The 25,339-nt window shown below is 73.1% G+C and carries 27 protein-coding genes and 1 riboswitch; of the genes, 21 read left to right on the forward strand and 6 right to left on the reverse strand.

Annotated elements, in window-relative coordinates:
- Positions 1-40: 40 nt before the first annotated feature.
- The 9 genes from QSK34_RS24970 to QSK34_RS25010 are packed head-to-tail and all read left to right on the forward strand — an operon-like array spanning position 41 to position 11,362.
- Positions 41-1,393, forward strand: coding sequence for a serine hydrolase domain-containing protein (locus QSK34_RS24970; RefSeq protein ID WP_285587184.1), 1,353 nt, complete (start codon positions 41-43; stop codon positions 1,391-1,393).
- Entirely contained in the window at positions 1,390-2,973 is a 1,584-nt protein-coding gene (locus tag QSK34_RS24975) for an ABC transporter substrate-binding protein (protein WP_285587186.1), read from the forward strand. Before QSK34_RS24970 ends, QSK34_RS24975 begins: the two co-directional genes overlap by 4 nt.
- Positions 2,974-2,975: 2 nt before the next feature.
- Positions 2,976-3,938, forward strand: a complete 963-nt coding sequence (locus QSK34_RS24980) for an ABC transporter permease (protein ID WP_285587189.1) — start codon at positions 2,976-2,978, stop codon at positions 3,936-3,938.
- On the forward strand, positions 3,938-5,743 hold the full coding sequence (locus tag QSK34_RS24985) for a dipeptide/oligopeptide/nickel ABC transporter permease/ATP-binding protein (RefSeq protein ID WP_285587191.1): 1,806 nt from the start codon (positions 3,938-3,940) through the stop codon (positions 5,741-5,743). The genes QSK34_RS24980 and QSK34_RS24985 overlap by 1 nt, the downstream gene beginning before the upstream one ends.
- Complete coding sequence (locus tag QSK34_RS24990) at positions 5,740-6,474, forward strand: ABC transporter ATP-binding protein (protein WP_285587193.1); 735 nt, start codon at positions 5,740-5,742, stop codon at positions 6,472-6,474. The genes QSK34_RS24985 and QSK34_RS24990 overlap by 4 nt, the downstream gene beginning before the upstream one ends.
- Entirely contained in the window at positions 6,471-7,832 is a 1,362-nt protein-coding gene (locus QSK34_RS24995; RefSeq protein ID WP_285587195.1) for a serine hydrolase domain-containing protein, read from the forward strand. The genes QSK34_RS24990 and QSK34_RS24995 overlap by 4 nt, the downstream gene beginning before the upstream one ends.
- Before the next feature lie 2 nt (positions 7,833-7,834).
- Positions 7,835-8,608 (forward strand): GNAT family N-acetyltransferase, encoded by a 774-nt coding sequence (locus QSK34_RS25000; RefSeq protein ID WP_285587197.1) that lies wholly within the window; start codon positions 7,835-7,837, stop codon positions 8,606-8,608.
- On the forward strand, positions 8,605-9,729 hold the full coding sequence (gene menC / locus QSK34_RS25005; protein ID WP_285587198.1) for an o-succinylbenzoate synthase: 1,125 nt from the start codon (positions 8,605-8,607) through the stop codon (positions 9,727-9,729). The genes QSK34_RS25000 and menC overlap by 4 nt, the downstream gene beginning before the upstream one ends.
- Before the next feature lie 22 nt (positions 9,730-9,751).
- On the forward strand, positions 9,752-11,362 hold the full coding sequence (locus QSK34_RS25010) for a PucR family transcriptional regulator (RefSeq protein WP_285587202.1): 1,611 nt from the start codon (positions 9,752-9,754) through the stop codon (positions 11,360-11,362).
- A 1-nt stretch (position 11,363) separates the two neighbouring features.
- On the opposite strand, the gene QSK34_RS25015 is transcribed toward QSK34_RS25010, so the two are convergent.
- Entirely contained in the window at positions 11,364-12,233 is an 870-nt protein-coding gene (locus tag QSK34_RS25015) for a hypothetical protein (RefSeq protein ID WP_285587204.1), read from the reverse strand.
- A 46-nt stretch (positions 12,234-12,279) separates the two neighbouring features.
- On the opposite strand from QSK34_RS25015, the gene QSK34_RS25020 reads away from it, so the two are divergent.
- Positions 12,280-13,434 (forward strand): DUF6236 family protein, encoded by a 1,155-nt coding sequence (locus QSK34_RS25020; RefSeq protein ID WP_285587206.1) that lies wholly within the window; start codon positions 12,280-12,282, stop codon positions 13,432-13,434.
- 279 nt (positions 13,435-13,713) lie between these two features.
- Here the strand turns inward: QSK34_RS25020 and QSK34_RS25025 are convergent, their stop codons facing one another.
- Positions 13,714-14,379: a hypothetical protein gene (locus tag QSK34_RS25025; RefSeq protein WP_285587208.1), complete on the reverse strand. Its 666-nt coding sequence runs from the start codon at positions 14,377-14,379 to the stop codon at positions 13,714-13,716.
- A gap of 59 nt (positions 14,380-14,438) precedes the next feature.
- Positions 14,439-14,625: riboswitch (cobalamin riboswitch) on the forward strand.
- Positions 14,626-14,660: 35 nt separating this feature from the next.
- On the opposite strand from QSK34_RS25025, the gene QSK34_RS25030 reads away from it, so the two are divergent.
- Entirely contained in the window at positions 14,661-14,987 is a 327-nt protein-coding gene (locus tag QSK34_RS25030) for a (2Fe-2S) ferredoxin domain-containing protein (RefSeq protein WP_285587210.1), read from the forward strand.
- Here the strand turns inward: QSK34_RS25030 and QSK34_RS25035 are convergent.
- Positions 14,968-16,167, reverse strand: coding sequence for a glycosyltransferase (locus tag QSK34_RS25035; RefSeq protein WP_285587211.1), 1,200 nt, complete (start codon positions 16,165-16,167; stop codon positions 14,968-14,970). The two genes, QSK34_RS25030 and QSK34_RS25035, sit on opposite strands and share 20 nt — an antisense overlap.
- Positions 16,168-16,245: 78 nt before the next feature.
- On the opposite strand from QSK34_RS25035, the gene QSK34_RS25040 reads away from it, so the two are divergent.
- From QSK34_RS25040 to QSK34_RS25055, 4 genes are read left to right on the forward strand one after another with little or no spacing between them, the layout of a single operon-like run.
- Positions 16,246-16,851, forward strand: coding sequence for a TetR/AcrR family transcriptional regulator (locus QSK34_RS25040; protein WP_285587214.1), 606 nt, complete (start codon positions 16,246-16,248; stop codon positions 16,849-16,851).
- A gap of 2 nt (positions 16,852-16,853) precedes the next feature.
- Complete coding sequence (locus tag QSK34_RS25045) at positions 16,854-17,798, forward strand: TIGR01777 family oxidoreductase (RefSeq protein WP_285587216.1); 945 nt, start codon at positions 16,854-16,856, stop codon at positions 17,796-17,798.
- Positions 17,799-17,851: 53 nt separating this feature from the next.
- On the forward strand, positions 17,852-19,420 hold the full coding sequence (locus tag QSK34_RS25050; RefSeq protein WP_285587218.1) for an FAD-dependent oxidoreductase: 1,569 nt from the start codon (positions 17,852-17,854) through the stop codon (positions 19,418-19,420).
- Positions 19,417-20,589 (forward strand): cytochrome P450, encoded by a 1,173-nt coding sequence (locus tag QSK34_RS25055; protein WP_285587221.1) that lies wholly within the window; start codon positions 19,417-19,419, stop codon positions 20,587-20,589. The genes QSK34_RS25050 and QSK34_RS25055 overlap by 4 nt, the downstream gene beginning before the upstream one ends.
- A 3-nt stretch (positions 20,590-20,592) precedes the next feature.
- On the opposite strand, the gene QSK34_RS25060 is transcribed toward QSK34_RS25055, so the two are convergent.
- Complete coding sequence (locus QSK34_RS25060) at positions 20,593-21,195, reverse strand: TetR/AcrR family transcriptional regulator (RefSeq protein ID WP_285587224.1); 603 nt, start codon at positions 21,193-21,195, stop codon at positions 20,593-20,595.
- Between the two features lie 80 nt (positions 21,196-21,275).
- Between QSK34_RS25060 and QSK34_RS25065 the strand changes: the two genes are divergently transcribed.
- Both QSK34_RS25065 and QSK34_RS25070 read left to right on the forward strand, forming a co-directional pair.
- Entirely contained in the window at positions 21,276-21,962 is a 687-nt protein-coding gene (locus QSK34_RS25065) for an SDR family NAD(P)-dependent oxidoreductase (protein WP_285587227.1), read from the forward strand.
- A 49-nt stretch (positions 21,963-22,011) separates the two neighbouring features.
- Positions 22,012-22,356 (forward strand): hypothetical protein, encoded by a 345-nt coding sequence (locus tag QSK34_RS25070; RefSeq protein WP_285587230.1) that lies wholly within the window; start codon positions 22,012-22,014, stop codon positions 22,354-22,356.
- Positions 22,357-22,446: 90 nt separating this feature from the next.
- Here QSK34_RS25070 and QSK34_RS25075 read toward each other — a convergent pair whose 3' ends face one another.
- Positions 22,447-23,571 carry a CobW family GTP-binding protein gene (locus tag QSK34_RS25075; RefSeq protein ID WP_285587232.1) on the reverse strand — a complete coding sequence of 375 codons (1,125 nt, stop codon included), beginning with the start codon at positions 23,569-23,571 and terminating at the stop codon, positions 22,447-22,449.
- Between the two features lie 78 nt (positions 23,572-23,649).
- On the opposite strand from QSK34_RS25075, the gene rpmG reads away from it, so the two are divergent.
- From rpmG to rpmF, 4 genes are read left to right on the forward strand one after another with little or no spacing between them, the layout of a single operon-like run.
- Positions 23,650-23,814, forward strand: coding sequence for a 50S ribosomal protein L33 (rpmG, locus tag QSK34_RS25080; RefSeq protein WP_062437287.1), 165 nt, complete (start codon positions 23,650-23,652; stop codon positions 23,812-23,814).
- A complete protein-coding gene (gene rpmB / locus QSK34_RS25085) occupies positions 23,811-24,047 on the forward strand; it encodes a 50S ribosomal protein L28 (RefSeq protein WP_285587238.1) in 237 nt (78 codons plus the stop codon). Before rpmG ends, rpmB begins: the two co-directional genes overlap by 4 nt.
- Positions 24,047-24,346 carry a 30S ribosomal protein S14 gene (gene rpsN / locus QSK34_RS25090; RefSeq protein WP_285587241.1) on the forward strand — a complete coding sequence of 100 codons (300 nt, stop codon included), beginning with the start codon at positions 24,047-24,049 and terminating at the stop codon, positions 24,344-24,346. The genes rpmB and rpsN overlap by 1 nt, the downstream gene beginning before the upstream one ends.
- Positions 24,347-24,348: 2 nt before the next feature.
- Positions 24,349-24,516 (forward strand): 50S ribosomal protein L32, encoded by a 168-nt coding sequence (rpmF, locus tag QSK34_RS25095; RefSeq protein WP_285587799.1) that lies wholly within the window; start codon positions 24,349-24,351, stop codon positions 24,514-24,516.
- Here the strand turns inward: rpmF and QSK34_RS25100 are convergent.
- Positions 24,500-25,327 (reverse strand): NAD(P)H-binding protein, encoded by an 828-nt coding sequence (locus QSK34_RS25100; protein WP_285587242.1) that lies wholly within the window; start codon positions 25,325-25,327, stop codon positions 24,500-24,502. The genes rpmF and QSK34_RS25100 overlap by 17 nt on opposite strands.
- Positions 25,328-25,339 lie beyond the last annotated feature (12 nt).

The following is a 25,339-nucleotide window of genomic DNA, read 5'->3' on the forward strand; positions in this document are numbered from 1 at the left end:
GGCTGAGTACGGCGGCCGGTCGGCGATCTAGCCTCGGCACATGACGACGCCGGAACGCTGGCTGGACGAGCATCTCGCCCGGATCCTGGCCGAACGCGGAGTGCCGGGCGCCTCGGTCGCCGTGCTGACCGAGGGCCGGGTGGTCACCGCCGCCGCCGGGGTGCTGAGCACCGCCACCGGCGTCGAGGCGACCCCCGACGCGGTCTTCCAGATCGGGTCGATCACCAAGTTGTGGACGAGCGCGCTGGTGCTGCAGCTCGTCGACGACGGCCTGGTCGACCTGGACGCCCCGGTGCGCGGCTACCTGCCCGGGTTCCAGACGGGCGACCCGGCGATCACCGTCCGCCAGCTGCTCTGCCACGTCGCCGGGTTCGAGGGCGACGTCTTCACCGACACCGGGCGGGGCGACGACGCCGTCGAGCGCTACGTCGCCGCCATCCGGGACATCCCGCAGCTGTTCCCGCCCGGCGAGGTGTTCTCGTACAACAACGCCGGGTTCGTCGTCCTCGGCCGCCTGGTCGAGGTCATGCGCGGCGAGCCGTTCGACCGGGTGCTGGTCGACCGGCTCGCCGCGCCCCTCGGGCTCACCCACGTCGCGCCGAGCCCCTACGAGGCGATCCTGCACCGGGCCGCCGTCGGGCACCTGCCCGGCGAGGGCGGCGGCCCGGTGCCGACGCCGACGTGGGCGCTGGCCCGGTCGAACGCGCCCGCCGGGTCGATGCTCGCGATGACCGCCCGCGACCTGGTCGGCTTCGCCGCCATGCACCTGGACGGCGGCGCGGGCCTGCTCAAGCCCGGCACGGTGGCGGCCATGTGGCGGCCGCAGGTGACGCTGCCCCGGCTCGGCACCATGCCCGGCGCCTGGGGCCTCGGCTGGGAGCTGGAGGAGTGGGGCGGGCGGGCCGTGGTCGGCCATGACGGCGGGACCATCGGCCAGGCCGCCTTCCTGCGGATCGTGCCCGACCGGAACGTCGCGGTGGCGCTGCTGACCAACGGCGGCGACGTGCTGGGCGCGTACGCCGACGTCGTCGGGCACCTGCTGAAGGAGCTGGCCGGCGTCACCCTGCCGGACCGCCCGGCGCCCCCGGCCGAGCCGGAGCCGATCGACCCGGCGCCCTACCTGGGCCGCTACTCCGACACGATCTACGACATCACCGTCAGCCAGGACGCCGACGGCGTGATCTGGCTCGACCGGGTGCCCAAGGACGTCATCGCGGAGATCGGCGAGAAGCCCTTGCGGACCCGGCTGGTGCACCTGGAGGGCGACTCGCTGATCGCGGTGGAGCCGATCCGCGGCGTCCATCCCGTCTTCGCCTTCGTCGGACGCGACGAATCGGGGCTCGCGAAGCACATCCACTACGGCCGTGCCGTCTCGAGAAAAGGAACGCCATGACGCGCATGAGGGCACTCGCGGCACTCGCCCTGACGGGTTCGGTCACCCTGACCGCCTGCGGCGGTGGCGGCGGTGAGACACCCGGCCCCGCCGCCGCCCCCGCGAGCGGCAAGACCTTCACCCTGAACGTCGCCGCCGACCCGGGCGCCCTCGACCCGCAGGCGGCGGCGGGCAGCACCCTGTTCGCCCTGACCCAGTACGCCTACGACAACCTGGTCTCGGTCGCCGAGGACGGCACCATCCAGCCCCAGCTCGCCGGCGCGTGGACGGCCGAGGGCACCACCCTCACCTTCGACATCAAGAGCGGGATCACCTGCGCCGACGGCGCCCCGTTCACCGCCCAGACGGTGGCCGACAACATCGCCTGGGTGACCGACCCGGACAACAAGAGCCCGTTCCTGGGCCCGTTCGTGCCGGCCGGCACCACCGCCTCGGCGTCGGGCTCGAAGGTCACCGTCACGCTGCCCGCGCCCGCGCCGTTCGCGCTGAACGCGTTCTCGAACCTGCCGATGGTGTGCGACGCCGGGCTGAAGAACCGGGCGAGCCTCAAGTCCGCCACCAACGGCACCGGGCCCTACACGCTCACCGAGGCGGTGCCGTCCGACCACTACACCTACCAGCTCCGCGAGGGCTACACCTGGGGCCCCGGCGGCGCGACCACGGCCGAGCCGGGCATGCCGGCCACGGTCGTCGTCAAGATCGTCGCCAACGAGACCACCGCCGCCAACCAGCTGCTCGCCGGGACCGCCAACGCCGTCCAGATCACCGGGGCCGACGCCGCCCGGCTCACCGGGGCGGGCCTGAAGTCGGTCGGCACGCAGGCGCTGATCGGCGAGCAGTGGTACAACCACGCCGACGGGCACGTCACCGCCGACCCGGCCGTGCGGATGGCGCTCACCCGGGCGGTCGACTTCAACCAGCTCCAGGCGGCCATCACCGCCGGCAAGGGCGCCCCCGCCACCCAGCTCGCCGTGCTGGAACCGACCGGCTGCACCGGCGACGCCGTGACCGGCAGCGTGCCCTCCTTCGACGCCGCCGCCGCGGGGGCCGCCCTCGACGCGGCCGGATGGGTGAAGGGCGCCGACGGCGTCCGCGCCAAGGGCGGGGAGCGGCTGACGGTCACCCTGCTGTACGACGGCGCGCTCGGCAGCGCGGGCAGCGGCGCGGCCGAACTGGCCGTGGCGGCCTGGAAGGCGGTCGGCGTCGAGGCCAAGGCCGTCCAGCAGAACCAGACCCAGCTCACCGGCGCGGTCTTCGGCACCGGCGCCTGGGACGTCGCCTGGGTGCCGCTCAACGTCAGCACCCCCGACCAGGTCATGCCGTTCGTGTCCGGCCCGGCCGCGCCCAAGGGCACCAACTTCGCCGCCATCGACAACGCCGACTACCTCGCCGCCGCCACCCGCGCGATGGCCGCGACCGGCAGCGAGGGCTGCGCCGACTGGTTCGCCGCCGAGCAGGCGCTCTACAAGGCCGCCGACATGGTGCCCTTCGCCAACAACGTCGTCCCGACCTTCCTCAAGGGCGCGGAGCTCTCCATCGTGGGCAGCATCGTCCCGACCAGCATCCGGATGCTCGGCTGACCATGAAGAAGCCGGCAGCGGGAAGGTGGCCGCGCTTCGCGCTCCGGCGCGCGGCGCGGCTGCTGGTGTCGCTCTGGGTGCTGGTGACCGCCTCGTTCCTGATGATCCATCTGGTGCCCGGCGACCCGGTGCGCGCGGCGCTCGGCCCGACCGCGCCCGCCGACCTGGTGCTCGCCCACAAGGAGGAGCTCGGCCTGCTCGACCCGCTCTGGCAGCAGTACGCGAGCTTCCTCGGCCGCCTCGTCCAGGGCGACCTGGGCGTCTCGATCGCCAGCCGGCTCCCGGTCGGGGAGACGATCGCCCAGCAGCTGCCCGCCACGGCCGAGCTCGCCGTGCTGGCCTTCCTGCTGTCGGTGGCGGTCGCGGTGCCCGTCGGCGTGGGGATGGCGGTGCTCACCCGCCGGGGGCGCGGCCGGCGCGCGGAGCTGGCGTTCACCGGCACGAACGTCGTGGTGAGCGCGATCCCCGACTTCCTGCTCGGCGTCGGGCTGGTCTACCTGCTGGCCGTGCAGACGCACGTGTTCCCGGTGGCCGGACGCGCCGGGCCCGACTCCTACGTGCTGCCGGTGCTGGCCCTGGCGGTCGGCCCGGCGGCGGTGCTGTCGCGCATCGTCCGGGTGGAGATGCTCGCGGTCATGGAGGCCGACTACATCCGCACCGCGCGGGCCAAGAGGCTCACCCCGGTGCGGCTGCACCTCGTGCACGCGCTGCCGAACGCGGTGACCGCGACCCTGACGATCGGCGGGCTGGCGCTGAGCGCGCTCGTGGCCGGGACGGTGCTGGTGGAGAACGTGTTCGCCTGGCCGGGGCTCGGCTCCTCCATCGTCTCCTCGATCGTCGCGAAGGACTATCCGCTGGTCCAGGGCACGGTCCTGGTCTACGGCGTCGGCGTTCTGCTGATCAACACGCTCGTCGACGTGGTGCTCGCGCTGCTCGACCCCCGTTCGGCGATCGGAGAAGCCTGATGAGGGCGGCGCTGCGCAGGCCCGTCGGCCTGGCCGGGGTCGTGCTGCTGGTCCTCGTGCTCGCGGCCGCCGTGTTCGGGCCGGTGGTGTGGGGCGACCGGGCCACGGCCGTCGACACCGCCGACCTGCTGGCCGGGCCGTCGGCCGAGCACTGGATCGGCACCGACAACCTCGGCCGCGACCTGTTCGCCCGGGTGCTGGTGGCCGCGCGGCTGTCCATCCTGCTGGCGCTGGCCGCGACCGCGATCAGCATGGTGCTGGGCTTCCTCCTCGGGGCCGCGCCGATGCTGGCCGGGCGGCGGCTCGGCCGGTTGATCACCGCGGCCGTCAACGTCCTGGTCGCCTTCCCCGGGCTGCTGCTGGTGCTGTTCTTCGCCGTCGTCTTCGGCGTCGGCGCGCGCGGGGCCGCGCTCGCGGTCGGGCTGGCCGGGGCGCCCGCGTTCGCCCGGTTGTGCCACACGCTCATCGCCGGGATCTCCGAGCGCGACTACGTCGCCGCCGCCCGCATCGCCGGGGTCGGCCGGGTGCGGATGCTGCTGCGGCACGTGCTGCCGAACATCGCCGAACCGGTCATCGTGTACGCGACCATGGCCGCCGGCGGGGTGCTGCTCACCTTCGCCGGGTTGTCGTTCCTGGGCCTCGGCGTGCAGGCGCCGGACTACGACTGGGGCCGGCTCATGCAGGACGGGCTCAACGGGATCTACATCCACCCGCTGGCCGCTCTCGGCCCGGGGATCGCCGTCGTGCTCGCCGGGCTGGCCTTCAACCTCACGGGCGAGGCCTTCGCCTCGGCGCCGCGCCGCGCCCACGTCCTGCCGGAGGCCGGTCAGCCGGCGCCCGCCACCGCCCCCGCCGCCGGCTCCGTCCTGTCGGCCGACGACCTGCGGGTGACGATCCCCGGCCCCAACGGCCCGATCCACGCCGTGCGGGGCGTCACTTTCGCCGTCGGCGACGGCGAGGCCGTCGGGGTCGTCGGCGAGTCGGGGTCGGGCAAGTCCGTGACCGCGCTGGCGGTGGCCGGGCTCCTGGAGCCGCCGGTCCGGGTCGAGGCCGCCCACCTGGTGGTCGCGGGGGAGGACCTGCTGGCCCCCGGAGCCCACCGGCGGCTGGGCACCGCGCTGGCGGTCGTGTTCCAGGACCCCATGACCTCGTTCAACCCGGCCCACCGCGTCGGGCCGCAACTGGCCGAGGTGAGCCGCTTCCACCAGGGCATGGGCCGCAAGGCGGCCTTCGCGCGGGCGGTCGACCGGCTGAACGCGGTGCGGATCGGCGACCCGGCGCGGCGGGCCCGGCAGTACCCGTTCGAGTTCTCCGGCGGCATGCGGCAGCGGGCCATGATCGGCATGGGCCTCATGGGCGACCCCCGGCTCATCGTCGCCGACGAGCCGACCACCGCCCTCGACGTCACCGTGCAGCGGCAGGTGCTCGAACTGCTCGCCGACGTGCGCCGCGAGACCGGCGCGGCGCTCCTGCTGATCAGCCACGACGTGTCGGTCGTGACCGACGTGTGCGACCGCGTCCTGGTCATGTACGCCGGCCGCGTCGTCGAGGAACTGCCCGCCAAGGACCTGCGCACGCTGGCCCGGCACCCCTACACGCGGGCGCTGGTCGCGGCCGTGCCCGACATGGAGACCGACCTCGACCGGCCGCTCGCCGTGATCCCCGGGCTGCCCGTCGACCCCGTCGAGACGCCGGCCGGATGCGCCTTCGCGCCCCGCTGCCCGCTCGCCGACGACCACTGCCGCACCGTCGCGCCGCCGCTGCTGGACGGCGTGGCCTGCCACAAGGCCGGGGAGGCCCCGTGAGCACGCTCACCTTCCACGAGGTCTCCGTCCGCTACGGCGCGCACACCGTGCTGCACGAGGTCAGCCTGGAGGTCGGCGCGGGGCAGACCGTCGGCCTGGTCGGCGAGTCGGGCTGCGGCAAGTCGACCCTGGCCCGCGCCGCCGTCGGCCTCGCCCCGGTGACCTCCGGCACGATCCTGCTCGACGGCCGTCCGGTGCCCAGCCGGGGCCGCCGGCCGGTGCAGATGGTCTTCCAGGATCCGTACTCCTCCCTCGACCCCCGCATGACCGTGGGGGACAGCATCGCCGAGGCCATGCCCGGCCGGCCCGGCCGCACGGAGCGCCAGGCCGAGATCGCCCGGCTCCTCGGCCTCGTCCACCTCGACGCCGCCAGAGCCGGCGACCTGCCCGGCCAACTCTCCGGGGGGCAGCGGCAGCGGGTCGCGCTGGCCCGCGCGCTCGCCGCCCGGCCGAGGGTGATCCTCGCCGACGAGATCACCTCCGCGCTCGACGTGTCGGTGCAGGGCGCGGTGCTCAACCTCATCCGCGACATGCGCCGCGACCTCGGCCTGTCGATGTTGTTCATCTCGCACAACCTGGCCGTCGTGCGGTACGTCGCCGACCACGTGGCGGTGCTGCACGCCGGGCGGATCGTCGAACACGGCCCCACGGCGCGGGTGCTCGGCGACCCCCGCCACGACTACACCCGCCACCTCCTCGCCTCCGCCCACCCTTTGAAGGAGCACACGTGAACCAGGCCCACTGGCAGCACCGCCTCGACGAACTCGCCGCCAAGCACGGTGTGCCCGGCGCCCAGCTGGGCATCCTGCGCGGCGACGACCTGCTGACCCTCGCCACCGGCGTGCTGCACGCCGGGACCGGCCAGCCCGCCGCCACCGACTCCGTCTGGCAGATCGGCTCGATCTCCAAGGTGTGGACGGCCACCGTCATCATGCAGCTGATCGACGAGGGCCGGTTCACCCTGGAGACCCCGGTCGCGGAGGTGCTGCCGGAGTTCCGGCTGCGCGACCCCGAGACCACCGCCGCCGTCACCGTCTGGCACCTGCTCACCCACACCAGCGGCATCGACGGCGACCTGTTCACCGACACCGGCCGCGGCGACGACGCCCTGGAGAAGTACGTCGCCCTGCTGGCCGACTCGCCGCACAACCACCCGATCGGCGCGACCTGGTCGTACTGCAACGCGGGCTACTCGGTGCTCGGCCGGATCATCGAGGTCGCCACCGGGCAGACGTGGGACCAGGCGATCAAGGAGAAGCTCTTCACGCCGCTCGGCCTGACCCACACCACGACCCTGCCCGAGGACGCCATGGTCTTCGGCCACGCCATGGGCCACGTCAAGGGCGGCGACGAGCCCGTGGTCGCGCCCGTGTGGGGGCTGCCGCGCGCGGTCGGCCCGGCCGGGCTCATCACCGCGACCGTCGCCGACGTGCTCGCCTTCGCCCGCATGCACCTGCGGGGCGGGGTCGCCGCCGACGGCACCCGGGTGCTCTCGGAGGAGAGCACGGCGGCGATGTCGGCGTACCAGACCGACTGCCCCGAGAAGCGGCTGCTCGGCGACTCGTGGGGGCTCGGCTGGTTCCGCTGCGACTGGCACGGCCACCGCGCCTACGGCCACGACGGCAACACCATCGGCCAGGCGGCGTTCCTGCGCGTGCTGCCCGAGGCCGGGGTCGCCGTCGCGCTGCTCACCAACGGCGGCCACACCCACGACCTGTACGCCGACCTGTACGACGAGATCTTCACCGAGCTCACCGGCGTCCGGCTGCCCGAGCCGTTCGAACCCCCGGCCGAGCCGGCCGCCGCCGACCTCACCCCCTACGCCGGCACCTACGAGCGCGAGTCGGTCCGCATGGAGGTGTTCGACGACGACGGCAAGCCGACCCTGCGCACCACCGTCACGGGCCCGCTCGCCGGGCTGGAGGACGACCCCGTGCAGACGTACGAGATGACCCCGGTCGAGCCCGGCCTGTACGCGGTCCGCCCCGAAGGCATGGAGACGTGGGTGCCCGTGACCTTCTACTCCCTGCCCACCGGCGAGGAGTACGTCCACTACGGCGCCCGCGCGACCCCGAAGAAGCTCGGCTGACCGTGCTGCGCGACCACCTCGGGGCGGCCCGGGACGCGACCGACCGGGCCCGCAAGGCCGGCGTGGAGATCCGGGAACTCCACGACCTGCCCGAAACCCACGCCATGATCGACCTCCTCATGGAGATCTGGGGCCGCCCGCTGATCACCGTGGAGTTCCTCCGCGCCCTGACCCGCGCCGGCAACTACGCCGCGAGCGCCTACGACGGAGACCGCCTCGTCGGCGTCTGCATCGGCTTCCACGAGGAACCGGCGGCCCGCACCCTGCACAGCCACGTCGCCGGGGTCGCGCCGGGCCTGGCGGGCCGCGGCGTCGGCGCCGCGCTCAAGCTGCACCAGCGGGCCTGGGCCCTGGCCCGGGGCATCCCGACGATCGAGTGGACCTTCGACCCGCTGGTCAGCCGCAACGCCTACTTCAACATCGTCAAGCTGGGGGCGCTCCCGGTGGAGTACCTCCCGAACTTCTACGGCCCGATGCACGACGCGATCAACGGCGCCGACGACACCGACCGGCTGCTGGTGCGCTGGAACCTGCTGTCCCCGAGGGTCGTCGCGGCCTGCTCGGGCGAGCCGTTCGACCGCCCGGCGGGCGGCCCGTCGAGCCGCCGCGTCGCCACCCCCGACGACATCGAGGCGCTGCGCGCCGCCGACCCGGCCGCCGCCGTGGCGTGGCGGCGGCGGCTGCGCGACGAACTGGCGCCGCTGATGACCTCCGGTGGCCGCGTCGTCGACTTCGACCGCGACCTCGGCTATCTCGTCGACTTGGAGACCCCATGAAGCTGCGCGGAATCGAACTGCGCCGTGTCTCGATGCCGCTCGTGGCACCGTTCCGCACCTCGTTCGGCACCCAGACCGAACGCGACATCCTGCTGCTGAGGGCGGTGACCGACGACGCCGAGGGCTGGGGCGAGTGCGTCGCGCTGACCGACCCGCTCTACTCGCCCGAGTACGTCGACTCCCAGCAGGACGTGCTGCGCCGCTTCCTGCTGCCCCGGCTCGCCTCGCCCGAGGGGGCCGCCGCGCTCGGGCGGTCGGGCGCGGCCGCCGTCGCGGGGGCGCTGCACGCGTACAAGGGACACCGCATGGCCAAGGCCGCCGTGGAGATGGCGATCCTGGACGCCGAACTGCGCGCCCTCGGCCGCTCCTTCGGCCGCGAACTCGGCGCCGTCGCCGACCGTGTGCCCAGCGGCGTCTCGGTCGGCATCCACGACTCGATCCCGGCGCTGCTGTCGGCCGTCGAGGGCTACCTGGACGAGGGGTACGCCCGCATCAAGCTGAAGATCGAACCCGGCTGGGACGTGGCGCCGGTGGCCGCCGTCCGCGAGCGGTTCGGCGGCGACGTGCTCCTCCAGGTGGACGCCAACACCGCCTACACCCTCCGCGACGCCCGCCACCTGGCCAAACTCGACGCGTTCGACCTGCTGCTGATCGAACAGCCGCTGGAGGAGGAGGACGTTCTGGGTCACGCCGCGCTGGCCCGGCAGCTCGCCACGCCGATCTGCCTCGACGAGTCGGTCGTGTCGGCGCAGACCGCCGCCGCCGCGATCACGCTGGGGGCGTGCCAGATCATCAACATCAAGCCCGGCCGGGTCGGCGGCTACCTGGAGGCCAGGAAGATCCACGACCTGGCCGCCGCCCACGGGGTCGCGGTCTGGTGCGGCGGCATGGTGGAGACCGGCCTCGGCCGCGCCGCCAACATCGCCCTGGCCGCGCTGCCCGGCTTCACCCTGCCCGGCGACGTGTCGGCCTCCGGCCGCTTCTACCGGACCGACATCACCGAGCCGATCGTCCTCGTGGACGGCCACGTCGAGGTCCCGACCGGCCCCGGCCTGGGCGTCGCGCCGATCCCCGAGCTGCTGGAGCGGGTGACGACGTCGGTGGAGTGGATCCCGTTCTGAGGTGCGCGCCTATACTCCGGGCGTGAGTCAGCGACCGCGTGCGAGCCTCGGCCGCGTCCTCGACGACCTGGGCTCCACCCTCCTCGAACTCGTCGCGGGCGACGTCGACCACCCGGAGGGCATCAGCGCCCTGGTCATCTTCGACCCGCTCGACGAACCCGTGCTCGCGCCCCGATCGCTGGTGCTGGGCGTCGGTGTCGACCCCGCCGCCGGCGGGCTGCCCGCGCTGCTGCGCTCCCTCGGCGGCCACGACACGGTCGCCCTGGTGGTCCGGGCCCCGGTCGCGCTCACCCCGGAGGTGCGGGCGGCCGTCCAGGAGAGCGGCGTCGCCCTGATCGGCCTGCGCCGGGGCGCGACGTGGGCGCAGCTCACCGCCCTCATCCGCGCCATGCTCGCCGAGGGCGACATCGGCGTCACCGGCCACGAGTCGCTGGGCGGCCTGCCGTCGGGCGACCTGTTCGCCGTCGCCAACGCCGTGGCCGCCCTCCTCGACGCCCCCATCACCATCGAGGACCGCAGCTCCCGCGTGCTCGCCTTCTCCGGCCGCCAGGACGAGGCCGACCCCTCCCGCGTGGAGACCGTCATCGGCCGCCAGGTCCCGGAACGCTACGCCAACCGCCTCACCGAACTGGGCGTCTTCCGCGACCTCTACCGCTACCAGGCCCCCGTCGTCGTCAAACCCCAGGACCTCGGCTACGACGAGACGACCGTGCAGCGCGTCGCCATAGCCGTCCGCGCCGGCGACGAGGTCCTCGGCTCGATCTGGGCCGCCATGGACGGCGAGGTCGACCGCGAACGCACCCAGGCGCTCCTGGACGCCTCGAAACTGGTCGCCCTCCACCTGCTGCGCCTGCGCGCCGGCGCCGACGTCCAGCGCAGGCTGCGCACCGACCTGATCGGCACCGTCCTGGAAGGCGGCGCCGGAGCCCGCGACGCCCTCGGCCGCCTGGGCCTGTCGGCCCGCCGCCTGGTCATCGTGAGCGCCGGCCTGCTGCCCGGCCATCCCCAGACCGACCTCGAACGCCTGGCCGACGCCCTGTCGGTCCACCTGTCGGCCACGGTCCCGTCCTCGGCGGTCGCCGCCGTCGGCGGCACCGTCTACGGTCTGCTCCCGGTGGTCGTCACGACCGGCAGCCCCGAACAGCGCGCCGCCCGGCTGGCCGCCGACTTCGTCGACCGCGTCGACGGCAACCTGCACGCGATCGTCGCCGTCGCCCCCGCCGGCTCCGACATCAGCGGCATCGTGCACGGGAAGGCCCAGGCCGACCGGGTGCTGCGGGTCATGCGCGAAGGCCACACGGGCCTGCGCGTGGCCCAGCTCGACGACGTCCAGACCCTGGCCCTGGTCCTCGAACTGCGCGACCTGGCCGCCGCCCGCGACGAACGCCCGGGAGGCGCGATCGCCCGGCTGATGGAGTACGACGAACGCAACAACGCGGGCCTGGTCGAGACGCTGGAGGCGTGGCTCGACGCGCTGGGCGACGTGGGCAGGGCGGCCAACGCCCTGTTCATCCACCCGAACACGTTGCGCTATCGGCTCAAGCGGGTCACCGAGGTGGGCGAGATCGACCTCACGGACCCGGAACAGCGGTTCGCGGCGATGCTCCAGCTCCGCATCCTGGCCCCCCGCTGAGTCAGACGGTGTCCCAGTTGAGCAGCGCGATGCCCCGGAAGCCTTCTCTCGGGTTCTCGAACCGGGGGAGGGCGCCACGCTTCAGCAGCCCCAAAGCCTCGTGAGCTGCCTGAAGACGGTGTTGGAATCGGCGGGGATCGGTATAGGTCAACGCCTGCCACAGACTGATCGCCTCGCGTTGGGCATCGACGGCCTCTTCGGCGCGGCCCACTCTCGCCAAACTCGCGGCCAAATTGCCGAGGGCGATTCCGAGTGTCTTCTCGTAGACGTCGTCTTCATCGGCGAGCGATCGCGCGACGGCCACCATTTTCTCGTGGGCGTTCAGCGCCTCTTCATCGACTCCGCTCCGTACGGCGCAGGCCGCATATATCGCGAGGGAAACGGCCTGCTCATGCCGGAGAATCGTATGGTCGGCGGTGTTCTTCTTCAGTAGCTTCCGCCAGGTTCGACAACTCCGTCGGTGATGGTCCCACGCCGCCGGAAGGTCGTCGTCGCTGTTCGACAAGAGGATTCCGGTGAAGGTGTGCGCCCGGGCGAGGTGTGATCCGAAGCGTGCCGGATCCTCTCGCGCCAAACTCTTCCAGATGCGAACCGCCTCGACGTGGGTCAACGAAGCCAGCCGGAAGCGAAGGAGTTCGGCGTCGGCCAGCTGCAGGTACATGCCCATTGTTCGCAGTGAGGCGGACAATCTGCCCTTCGGCTCCCGGTGTCCTTCCACTACCAGACCATGCCAGAAGGCGATCGCGGCCTGGTGGCGTCGCCTGGCCCCGGCGATGTCGAACGTGGGCCAGACCGCATCTCCGAGGCCGATAAGTTCCGTCGCGAGAAAGTGCTGCGCGACGAGTGGATCGGCGGTCGTCCTGATCTCCATAATGGCCGTCCTCGCGTAGCCGTCTTTCCGGCCTCATTATCAATGTATGAACAGCTGGTTCGGCCTCTACTATCCGCATGTGCACGTCCGCGATGTCGGATGGCTGAAGACCGTTTCCCTGTATTTGGATGGCCTCTATCGCTTTGAAGACGCCTCGGCACTTGATTCGCTGCCAAGAATCGACCGTACCGAGCTCGCGCTGGTTCGTGAGGGGTTCCTCAAGTCGGTCAGACCGCCACGCGCCGCCGTGGAACAGGCGGCGAACCGGTTCGCGACGGCCCTGGCCGACATCGACCTGACCCGGTTCGAGGTACCACCCGAAATGGAACACCGAGCGGTGATCAGGCCTTGGGAGCTCGACCGCACGCTCGCGCGGTGGAAGATCGCGCCGTCGCTCACCGAGTTGCTCCTCGAGACGTCGACCGCCCGAGAGGCCGGAGAGGGGCGACTGACGATCGATCCCGTGCTGGCGCACGCTTACCTGCTCATCCTGGGCGCGGAGCTGGCCCCGCAGCTGGGCGCCGTCCCTCTCGCCGACGACGCTTTCGGGCAGGCGACGATCGGTATCAGCGCGAGAAGGCTCCTCGCCGGGCTGACCGGGCAGGCACCGCCGCCGGCCAGGGACGAGGAGGTGCGGACCTTGCTATTCGATCTCGCCATCACCGCCGCGTATCCGCGAGACCTGCGGGATCTGCCTGTTCACCGGATCATCGACTTCAGGGAGCGTTACGTCGGCGAGCGGGTGAGATTCCGGTTGGCGCTGGACAAACTGATCGAGGAATCGCGGCATCTCGACGGGATCTCCGAACCGGGGATTCTGGCCGACCACCTCAGGGCCTGTTACGAGACCCAGGTGGCGCCGGCCGTCAGAGAACTGGACAAGGCCATGCGAGGACTCCGGATCGACACCGTTCTCGGCACGATCAACGTCCAGGCGGCCGCGCCCGCCGCCGTCACCGGTTCGCTGGCGCTGATGGCGCTGCAGCCCTCCGCGACCGCGGCCGTCGTCCTCGGCGCGGGCGGGCTCGCCATCGGGGTGTGGGCCTCGGCGAGATCCGTTCGCAGGCAGCGCGGCGCCACCCTCGCGGCATCGCCCTACAGCTATCTCTTCCACCTGCACCACGACCTCGCGCCGAGCGCCGTCGTGAGGCTGGCCCATCGAAGTGCCGCCAGATTCTCCGACGGCGATTCGCGGCGGTGAGGTCGGCTGGAGGACGTGACAGATCCGCCCACCGCGCAGAGCACGGCCCTGGCCGCATCGAGACCCCGGTCGAGCCGTCCCGGATTCACGCCCTCTTCGTATTCGGCCGGCCACCACCAGGAGATCTCGGCGAGGAGCGGCCCGCGACGGGCGACGAGGAATACCCGTTCGGCGACTTCTGCCAGTGAGGTCGGGGTATCGGGGGAGGAAGCGGGGCCGCCGTCGACGTCCACTGGTAGTTCGCCGCGAGGAGCAGGACCGCCGGCAACGGGATCCACTTCAGCGATGCCGCGTGCACCATTGCACGTGCAGTTCCGCCAACGAAAGGCGGCGGTCGGTGTAGCGGAACCGGCCGACCCCGAGCTCGGCGCAGCAGTGGGCGCCGGGGTCCTCCGCGCGGTGTGCCGGGCACTCCTCGACCAGGCCGCGCAGCTGCTCCATCTCCAGTTCGAAGGCGCGGCGGCTGCCGGTCAGGAACAGGGTGTCCGCCGCGACGTCCGAGTGGAGATGGTCGCGGAAGCCGCGATGGCGCTGCCGGCCGTCGTCGCCGGGCGGCCGCCACGCCGTCGGCGGGAGCGCCACCCGATGCGGACGCCCCGCGCCCAGCCGGGCCCTGACCTGCTTCCAGCGTGAGGCCGGGAAGCCCAGCCGGTGGTGCAGCAGCACCAGATCGAGCAGCCGCTCCTCGTTGGCCGAACCGGCCGGGCGGGCCTTGCGGAGCGGCAGGTAGACCAGGGTGTTCGGCGACCGGGCGGCCAGCCCCCAGGCCATCGCGACCGTCAGGGCCGTCGCGCGGTCGACGTTCAGTTCCGCGCTCCAGGTGCGTTCGAAGAGCATCCCGTGCCGGGCGGGCCGCGCCGGCCGGATCACGCGGTAGGTGTCCCGGCCCAGGCGGACCTCGCTGATCAGTGTCGGCCAGGTCTGGTCGGCCAGTCGCATCCGCACCCCGTTCTCGTGTCCAGGAGAGCAGGGTAGAAGGCGGTGTGTCCGCGTGCCGACCGGTTTTTCCCCGTATGAGACGATGCCCCGGACAAGGCGACGGCGGACGAGGAAACCGGTGTGAATCCGGTGCGGTCCCGCCACTGTGATCGGTGAGCGACTCCCGAACGCGCCACCGCCCCCTGCGGGCGGGAAGGCCGGGACGAGCGTCGACCCGAGAGCCAGGAGACTCACGCGGTCGCCTCCTCACGAGCCGGGGCGGATCTCCCCGAGAGAGGACGGCGCCGGTGCGGGTCACCGTGTGCCGGGACTGCTGCTGCGGCAGCGCCCGGAAGGTTCCCCATCTCGACCACGACGAGCAGATCCGGCTGCTCGGCGAGGTCGCCGAGGTGCGGGTGACCGAGTGTCTCGACGTGTGCGACCAGGCCAACGTCATCGTCGTCCAGCCGACCCCCGAAGGGCGGGCCGCCGGGGGCCGGCCGGTGTGGCTCGCGTTCGTCAACGACGGCCACGCCACCGCCGACGTGGCCGACTGGATCCGCGCGGGTGGTCCGGGGCTGGCGCCGCTGCCGCCGATCCTCGAACTGCACCGCTTCAGCGGGCCGCGCCGCTGACGCGGGCCACGGCCGCCACGACCGGCGCCGCGCCGTCTTCGGCCGCCACCCCGGCCGCGAGGGACTGGGCGCGGCGCCGGTAGACGGGGTCGGTGACCGCGGTGGTGAGCGCGGCGGCCAGGCGTGCGGAGGTCAGGCGGCGGAAGGGGAGCGCGGCCGGGGCCACGCCGAGCGCCGTCAGGCGGGCGGCCCAGAAGGGCTGGTCGTGCTTGACCGGCACGGCCACCGCGGGGACCCCCGTCAGCAGCCCGATCCCGGTGGTGCCGGCGCCGCAGTGGTGGGCGACGGCGGCGACCTGGGGGAACAACCAGTCGTGCGGCACGTCGCCGACCGCCAGCACGTCGTCGGAGAGTTGCCCGTGCACGCCGGTCTGCAGCACGCCGCGCAGCCCGGCCGCTCGCAGCGCGCCGACGGCCAGTTCGGTGTACCGCTCCGCCCGGGTGCCGGCCAGGCTGCCGAAGCCGACGAAGACCGGCTTCGGGCCCGACGCCAGGAAGTCGCGCAACCGAGGATCGGGCCGCCACCCCGGCGGCCGGAACGGCCACCAGTATCCCGTCACCTCCAGTCCCGTCCGCCAGTCGGCCGGACGCGGCACCACCAGCGGGCTGAACCCGTGGAAGACCGGCCAGCGCGTGGTCTCCCGGCGCAGGTAGAGGGCGCGCGGGGGCATCGGGGGCAGCCCGAGACGGGCGCGGATGCTCGTGCTCAACCCGGCGACCAGCGGCCCGGCGGCCGGCACCTCGAACGCGAGCCGGGCCGCCCTGCGGTTCCCCCAGCGGCCGAGCGAGCGGTGCACGACGCTCATGACGGGCGGGAAGTCACCCGTGGGGTCGATCGGCTGCAGGTGCACCCCCATGCTCGGCACGCCCATGGCCTCGGCGACGTGACACGCCGGCGTGCCCGCGACACCGGTCAGGAGGAGGTCGGCCCGCTGTCCGGCGAGCCCGGCCAGGCCCTCGACGAGCTGCTCGCCGTAGTGCCTGAAAGCGCTGATGGAGAGCAGGGAGAGCGGGTCTCCCGGAAGCGGCAGGTAGTCGAGGCCCGCCTCGGTCACCAGGTCCCGGTACGGCTCGTGCGCGGCGATGGCCACCTCGTGCCCGGCCTCGCGTAACCGTGCCCCGAGCCCCGTGTACGGCGCCACGTCCCCGCGTGTGCCGACGCCGACGATCAGAATTCGCATGCGACCCTCCTCTTTTGTCATACAGTCGCATGACAAAACAGTTTTTACCATGCACTCGCATGAGAAAAATGGCGGGCAATGCCGAAGATCGTCGACCACCACGCCCGGCGGCGGCACATCGCCGACGCCGTGCACCGCATCGTCCACGACAAGGGGATGGAGAGCGTCAGCCTGAGAGAGGTCGCCGCCGAGGCCGGGATGTCGATGGGGGCGGTGCAGTACTACGTCACCACGAAGGAGCAGATGCTGCTGCTGGCGCTGGAGCGCATCGGCATGTGGATCGGGGAGCGCGTCGCGGCCGTGACCGCCCGCCAGCCGACGCCCCTCGACGTGCTCCGCACGACCGTGCTGGAGCTGCTGCCCCTCGACGAGGAGCGCCGCTTCCTCAACCGCGTCGGGCTGGCCTTCCAGGCGAGCTCGGTGGTGAACGAGAACCAGGCCGCCGCGATGCGGCTGGGATACGCGCACCTGCTGGCCTTCCTCGCCGAGCAGATCAGGGCCGCCCAGGCCGCCGGTCAGCTCGACGCCGGCCTGGACGCGGGCAAGGAGGCGAGCATCCTGTACGCCTTCGCCCAAGGCGTCGTGAACGCCGCCCTCGTCGGCCACTACACGCCGCAGGAGGTCACCGCGCTGCTCGACGAGCACCTGGGGCGTATGTCCGCAGGCCCGGTTCCTATGATTTGAACATGTTCAAAATCGTGATGCCCGGCGGAACCGGTCAGGTCGGCACGATCCTGCGGCGCGCCTTACGCGCGGCGGGGCATGACGTCGTCGTCCTCACCAGGCGGCCGTCGCGCGACGGCGAGGTCGGCTGGGACGGCGCGACGCCCGGCCCCTGGGTGCAGGAGATCGACGGCAGCGACGTCGTGGTGAACCTGGCCGGGCGCAGCGTCGACTGCCGGTACACCCCGGCCAACCTGCGGGCGATGATGGACTCCCGGGTGGACTCCACCCGGGCGGTCGGCGCGGCGATCGCGGCCGCCGCCCGGCCTCCCCGGGTCTGGTTGCAGATGAGCACCGCCACCGTCTACGCCCACCGCCTCGACGCGCCCAACGACGAGGCGACCGGCGTGATCGGCGGCGGCGAGCCCGGCGTCCCCCGCTACTGGGCTTACAGCGTCGAGATCGCCAAGGCGTGGGAGGCGGCGCAGGAGCGGGCCGAGACCCCCGGCACGCGCAAGGTCGCCCTGCGGTCGGCCATGGTGATGGGCCCCGATCGCGGCGGCGTCTTCGACGTCCTGTCGCGGCTGACGCGGATCGGTCTCGGCGGCCCGGTGGGCGGGGGTGCGCAGTACGTGTCGTGGATCCACGACGCCGACTTCGTCCGGGCCGTGGAGTTCCTCGTCGATCGCGACGACCTCACGGGGCCGGTCAACCTGGCCGCGCCCGGGCCGCTGCCGCAGCGGGCGTTCATGCGCGTCCTGCGGAGGGCGTGGGGCGTGCCGGTCGGGCTGCCGGCCACCCGGTGGATGGCGGAGGCCGGCGCGTTCGTGCTGCGTACCGACACCGAGTTGCTCTTGAAGAGCCGCCGGGTGGTGCCCGGCCGGCTGCTCGGCGCGGGCTTCACGTTCGAGTACCCCGACTGGGAGCACGCCGCCGGCGACCTCGTGCGGCGACGGCGGCTTACCTAAAGATCGCCGCCTTCTGAACATTCCGGGCGCCGGGGCCGGGCACGGCTGACAGCGTGAGAGTGGTCGTCGATCTGACCCGGTGCCAGGGCTACGGCCAGTGTGTCTTCCTCGCGCCCGAGGTGTTCGGCATGGGGGAGGAGGTCCTCCGGTACGACCTCGACCCGCCCGACGGCCAGCGCGACCACATCCTCCGGGCGGCGGCCGCCTGCCCCGTGCAGGCCATCCACCTCGACTGGACGGCCATGCGCGCCATGCCCGAGTCGAGGCCGTGCGGGATCCGGTTCGAGGGCCGGATCGTCATCGTCGGCGGCTCGCTGGCGGGGGCGCGGGCGGCCGCGGCGCTGCGGCGCGACGGGTTCACCGGCCCGCTGACCGTCGTCGGCGAGGAGGACGGCGAGCCCTACGACCGGCCGCCCCTGTCGAAGCAGGTGCTCACCGGGCACGTCGCGCCCGAGCACACCAAGCTGCCGAGGGTGCGCCCGGTCGAGGCCGAGTGGCTGACCGGCACCCCGGCCGCCGGTCTCGACGTGGCCGCGAAGAAGGTGCTCCTGGCCGACGGCCGCGAGGTCCCGTTCGACCGGGTCCTGCTGGCGACCGGCACTCGCGCCCGCCCGTGGCCCGACGCGGCCGAGGCCGCGCTGACCGGCGTGCACACGCTGCGCTCCGCGAAGGACGCCGCCGGGCTGCGCGCGGCGCTGGCGGCGGGGCCGCGGCGGGTGCTGATCCTGGGCGCGGGGTTCACCGGCAGCGAGATCGCCTCGGTCTGCCGGGAGCTCGGCCTGCCGGTGACCGTCGTGGAACGCGGGCCGGCCCCGCTGGTGAGCGCGCTGGGCGGCGTGATCGGCGACGTCGCGGCCGAGCTGCAGCGCGAGCACGGCGTCGACCTGCGCTGCGACACCACCGTCACCGCACTGGAGGGCGACGCCGGCGGCCGGTTCCGCCGGGCCCACCTGTCCGACGGCGGCACCGTCGAGGCCGACGTCGCCGTGGTGGCGCTCGGCTCGATCCGCAACGTCGAATGGCTGCGCGGATCGGGGCTGGCCGCCGGGGTGTGGGGCGTGGCCTGCGACGCGGGCTGCCGCGCCGTCGACCTCAACGGGCTGGTCCTGGACGACGTCTTCGTGGCCGGCGACATCGCGCGGTTCCCGCACCCGCTCTACCAGTACCAGTTCATGACGCTGGAGCACTGGGGGAACGCCGTCGCGCAGGCCGAGATCGCCGCCCACAACATGATCAGCGACCAGGCCCACCGCTGGCCGCACCTGGCCGTCCCGGTGTTCTGGTCGAGCCAGTTCGGGGTCAACATCAAGTCGGTCGGCGTGCCGACCTTCGCCGACCAGGTCGTCGTCACGCAGGGCTCGACGGCCGAGCGCCGGTTCGTCGCCGCCTACGGCTACCAGGGCCGGATGACCGCCGCGGTCACCTTCGACCAGGGCATGTGGCTGGAGTACTACCAGAGCCGGATCGAGCAGGCCGCGCCCCTCCCGCCCGGCGACGTGCAGTCCGCCCGGGTGCCCGAACGGCTGTCGCCCTCCGCCGAGGCGACCGTGGTGGTGACCGGCCACGACCCGGCCGAACGGCGGGTCTCGCTGCTGCACACACCCGGGGGTGTCACGTCGTGACCTGTCCGTTCCAGCGTGTCCTCGCCCCGTCGGGGCGCCCCGACCCCTATCCGCTGTACGCCGAACTGCGCGCGACCCCGGTGGCGCGCCAGGACGACGGCACCTACGTGGTCAGCACCTACCAGGAGATCGTCTCCCTGCTGCACGACCCCCGCGTCAGCTCCCGCCGCCGCGACCTCGACCGCACCCCGGCCTTCATCGGCCTCGACCCGCCCGAGCACGACCGGCTGCGCCGCCTGGCCATGCGCCACTTCGGCCCGCCCAGCTCGCCCGGCCGGATCGACGCGCTGCGCCCCGAGATGCAGGCCGTCACGACCGGACTGGTCGACGCCCTCGCCGGGAGGAACCGCGCCGACCTGGTCGAGGAGGTCGCCTACCCGCTGCCGGTCGCGATGATCTGCCGCCTGCTGGGAGTGCCCCGCGAGGACGAGGGACGGTTCCACGCGTGGGCCGACGAGCTGATCGACACGCTCGGGCCGGGCGAGGAGGACCGCGCCGAGCGCGAGCAGGCCCGCCGGGAGGTGACCGGCAGGTTCGACCGCTACCTCGGCGACCTGGTCGACGCCCGCCGCCACGAGCCCGGCGACGACATGCTCTCGGGGATGATCGCCGACGGCGAGATGACCCGCGACGAGATCGTCCGGACCGGCGTGCTGCTGCTGATCGCAGGGCACGAGACCACGATCAACCTGATCGCCAACGGCATGCTCACCTTTCTGCGGAACCCCGATGTGCTGGCCCGCGTCCAGGCCGACCCGGGCCTGATCGTTCCAGCGGTGGAGGAGCTGCTGCGCTTCGAGCCGCCGGTGCAGCTCATCTCCTCGCGGGTGGCGCTGGAGGACCTCACCGTCGGCGGGGTGACCATCCCGGCGGGGTCGCCGATCACGCTGGCCCTGGCGGCGGGCAGCCGCGACCCGGCGCACGTGCCGGACCCGGACCGGTTCTCGCTCGACCGGCCGCGCAACGAGCACCTGGGATTCGGCGGCGGCGTCCACTACTGCTTCGGGGCGCCGCTGGCCCGGCTGGAGGCGCAGATCGTGCTGACCGAGCTGGTCGGCCGCCTGCGCGGCCCCCGGCTGGTGGACGACCCGCCGCCCTACCGTCCGAGCCCGATCCTGCGCGGCCCGCGCCACCTCGTCGTCGACTACGACGGCGTGACCCCACGCTGAGGGTCAGGCGGTGAGGGCGCGCAGGGCGACGTCGACGGAGGCGTGGAGGTCCTCGCGGCTCGCGCCGGCCGCGGCGTGCACGGCGTGGCCCTCGCTGAGCGTCATCACGAACCGGGCCAGCGCCCGGACGTCCACACCGTCCGGAAGGTCTCCCTCGGCGGCCGCGCGGGACAACCGTTCTTCGAGGGCGGCCTCGGTGGCGGCCCGGCCCGCGGCCAGGATCTCGGAGATGCCGACGTTCTCCGGCGAGCAGGCCAGGCCGCCCTGGATGGACAGGCAGCCCGGGGGATGGTCTCCGGTGGTGAGGGCGTCGGCGCTGGAGCGCAGGAAGGCCTCGACGGCGGCGTGCGCGGTGGGCTGTTCGAGCGCGGTGCGGGCGGCGGCCACCTTGGTCTCGTGGTAGCGGGCGAAGGCACGCCGGAACAGCTGCTCCTTGCTGCCGAAGGCGGCGTACAGGCTCGGGCGGTTGATGCCCATCGCGCTGGTGAGGGCGCTCAGTGACGCGCCCTCGTAGCCGTGCCGCCAGAAGACCTCGGCGGCCCGGTCCAGGACCGCCTCCTCGTCGAAGGCCCGTGGACGGCCGATCGTGGGCACCTCAGAGCTCATGGACGTCACTCTACCGCTCGGTACAAAACCTGCTACGGTGAATCTCCAACCGATCGGTACAAAAAGAGGGACTGAGGCGCATGATCGTCACCCTGATCACCGGAGCGAACAAGGGCATCGGTTTCGAGACGGCCAGGCAGCTGCTCGACCTGGGCCACACCGTCTACATCGGCGCCCGCGACGTCGAGCGCGGCGAGAAGGCCGCGGCGGCGCTCGGCGCCCGGTTCGTGCGACTCGACGTGACCGACGACGCCTCGGTCACCGCCGCCCTGGCGGTCATCGACGCGGACGAGGGCCGCCTCGACGTCCTGGTGCACAACGCGGGCATCCTCGGCGACGGGCCCCTCGACGGCCCGACGGCCCTGCGCGTGTTCGACACCAACGCGGTGGGGATCGTCCGCGTCACCGAGGCGGCGCTGCCGCTGCTGCGGAGGTCCGCGAACCCCACGGTGGTCACCGTGTCGAGCAGCGCCGGGTCCTTCTGGGCGGTGAACAACCCCGACCGGCCGGAGTTCCATCTGCCGGTGGCGCTCTACTCGGCGTCCAAGGCGGCGGCCACCATGCTCACCGTCCAGTACGCCAAGGCCCACCCGGGCATCAGATTCAACGCGATCGAGCCCGGCCCCACCGCCACCGACATGACCGCCGCCTTCGGCATCGGCAGGCCACCGGCGGAGAGCGCCGCGACCGTCGTGCGCCTGGCCACCCTCGGCCCCGACGGCCCGACCGGCACCTTCCAGGACGAATCCGGCACGTTGCCGTGGTAACCGCCGGATGACCCACGAAGGGGAGAGCTCCGATGGAAGACTTCCGGTCGTGTCTCCCGCCAAGCACCGCCGTCCCTCACGAGGCGGCTGGAAGCTCACCGCCGAACAACTCTCGGTTCTCACCCTCGCCGGCGTCCTCGTCGCCACCGGCTCGTTCGTGACCGACGTGATCGGGGCCTTCGAACCGTCCGCCCCCGTCGTGGTGAGCCTGCCGGGACCGACCGTGACGGTGACGGAACCGGCCGGCGACGCGTCCTCCCCGGTGGGCGCCCCTTCCATCTGGGCGGCGCTGGCCAGTCCCGATCAGTACAGGGTCTCGGCCGACGACGGGTTCGGTTACTCGATCGCGGTGGGGGACATGCGGCTCCCGGTCGGGATCACCAGCATCGCCTGAGCGGGGCCGCCGCTCAGACGGCGTCGCAGGTCGTGTACGTGCGCACGGGCGAGACCACGTCGCCGTCGGTGAACGAGTTGGAGCAGTTCTCTAACTCGGCAGGAGCGGCGCGAACGGGTCGTCGTACCGCGCCCAGGCCGACGAGCCCGCCACCGTCTCCTCCGGCGTGAGCAGGCACGCGTCGAGCAGGGCGTGGATCCGGTCGCGCTCCAGGTCGGGGCCGACGAAGACCAGGTGCTGGACGCGGTCGCCGAGAGGGTCGGTCCAGTCGAGGGCGGCGGCCGCGCGGCGGGCGGGGGAGACCAGGTCCCAGGCGGCCTCGGGCAGCGCGGCCAGCCACGGCCCGGCGTCCTCGACCGCCATGCCGCCCGCCACGGCGTCCCAGCCGAGCAGGCGGTCGGGCCGGGTGGCCAGCCAGAACCGGCCGCGTGAGCGCACCGACTCGGTGACCAGGTCGTCGAGGGCCGTGAACAGGCGGCCGGGGTGCAGCGGGCGCAGGCGGTGCCACACGACGGTGGTGACCTCGCCGTCCCGCGCGTCGCAGGGCAGCACGGCGGTGGCCGGGTCGACGCGCTCGGCCAGCGTCGGGACGTGCAGCGCCGGGCCGGTCACCTCGGGCAGGCCGGACGCGAACACGGGGGTGGCGGGCGCGAGGTGGGCCAGGAGGGCCCGCGAGAGGTCGTGGTCCTCCTCGTCGCCGCCGTCCAGGACCAGAGCGGTGGCGTACTCCGCCTGCCGGGCCAGCACCTCGGCCAGGTGGCGCCGGTCGCCGGCCGTGCCGTGGGCGGTCTCCGACAACCGCTCGCCCCGGGCGATGTCGACCGGCAGGTGCGCGGCGTGCAGCGCGGTCGCCACGCAGGTCAGGCGCAGCACGTCGGCCGCCTCCTCGGTGTCGAGCGCCTCGGCGACCGCGCGTGGTTCGACCGCGTCCCACAGGTCCACGACCAGCAGCGGCGCGGTGGACGCGCGCCGGATCAGCTCGGGCAGCAGGTCCTCCCTGACCGTGCAGGTCACGCATCCGTGCGCCAGCCGCACCTCGGCCCGCTCCAGCACGCCGGAGACGTCGCGCACGGTGCGCTCGACCCGGCCGGAGGCGACCTCGCGCAGGTCGTGGTGGACGGCCACCGCGCCGGGGTGGGCGGCCAGCAGGCGATGGACGACGGCGACGCGGGCACTGCGGTGCAGGCCGGCGACCAGGACGACGGGGGTGGTCATGGCGGACCTCTCGGGTAGCGAGTGAAAACAATTATCATTATCATCGCACGGACACGCCTCAGGGAAGGAACCCCGGCCTTGGCCAGGAACGAACTGCGCCCGGTGATCAAACTCCGCTCCACGGCGGGCACCGGCTACACCTACGTGACCCGCAAGAACCGCCGCAACGACCCCGACCGGCTCACCCTCAGCAAGTACGACCCGATCGTGCGCCGGCACGTCGAGTTCCGGGAGGAACGATGAGCGCCCACTGTCAGCTCACCGGCGTGAAGCCGGTCTTCGGCAACACGGTCTCCCACTCCCACCGGCGCACCCGCCGCCGCTGGGATCCCAACATCCAGAGCCGCCGCTACTGGCTCCCCAGCGAGAACCGGTACGTCCGGCTCACGCTCAGCACCCGCGCGATCAAGACCGTGGACAAGATCGGCATCGAGGCGGCGGTGGCCCGCGTCCGCGCCCGAGGAGAGAGGATCTGATGGCCAAGAAGAGCAAGATCGCGGCCAACGACCGGCGCAGAGCCGTCGTCGCCCGCTACGCCGCCCGCCGCGCCGAGCTCAAGGAGCTCATCCGGGTGGGCACGCCGGGGGAGAAGGCCGCCGCCGCCCGTGAACTGGCCCGCCAGCCCCGCGACGCGAGCGCCACCCGCGTGCGCAACCGCGACTCCGTCGACGGCCGCCCGCGCGGGCACCTGAGCAGGTTCGGCCTGTCCCGGATCCGGTTCCGCGAGATGGCCCACCGGGGCGAGCTCCCGGGCGTCACGAAGGCGAGCTGGTGACGATGGCCGTGCCGAAACGGAGAACCTCCCGCAGCAACACCCGCCACCGCCGCGCCCAGTGGAAGGCGGCCGCCCCCGACCTGGTCCCGATCGTGGTCGACGGCGAACGCCTCCTGGTGCCCCGCCGGCTGGTGGCCGGCTACCGGCGCGGCCTCATCGCCGTGCGGTAGGCGACTCCGCCTGTTCGAGGAACTCCCGCAGGGAGCGCGGCGGGCGGCCCACGACGTCGGCGACGGTCGTCGTCGTGGTCGCCCAGCGGCCGTCGCCGACCTGGGCCATCAGCAGGGCCAGGTCACGGGCCGCCGGGGCGGGCAGGCCCCGCTTCTCGAAGTGTTCGGCGCCCTCTTCGACCGGCAGATCCACATAGCGCACCGGCCGCCCGAGCGCTCCGGCGAGTTCGGCGGCGATCTCGTCGTGCGTCGGCGCGCTCGGGCCGGTGAGCTCGTAGGTGGCGTCGTCGCCCACGGGACGGGTGAGCAGCGCGGCCGCGACCGCCGCGACGTCGCGCGCGTCGATGTAACCGACCGGGCCCGGGCCGTACGAGCCGAAGATCCGCCCTTCTTCGTCGACGTCGCCCGGGAGGTTCTGCATGAAGCCGACCGGCGCCAGGATCGACCACGGCACGCCCGACGCCCGGAGATGGTCGTCGACCTGCCCGTGCAGGCCGGACGCGAGCAGCCCGTCCGGCGTCGCGCCGCGCACCGACACCGTCACCACCTGCGCCGCGCCCCGGGCCGCCGCGTGGTCGATGACCGCCCGGTGGGCCGCCACGAAGCCGGGCCAGATCGAGCTGTTGAGGAACAGCCGGTCGCCCGGCTCGATCGGGACGCTCTCCGGGCGCTCCAGATCGCCGACCACATATGCGCAGCCCAGGTCCGCGCCCTGTTCCGGCCGCCGCACCACCGCCAGCGCCGCGCCGCCGAGTTCGGCGATCAGCGCCCGCCCGATGGTGCCCGTCGCGCCCGTCACCACGATCGTCATGACGCCTCCTCT

Origin of the sequence: Herbidospora sp. NBRC 101105 (genome assembly GCF_030269205.1) — a bacterium.
Lineage (GTDB): Bacteria > Actinomycetota > Actinomycetes > Streptosporangiales > Streptosporangiaceae > Herbidospora > Herbidospora solisilvae.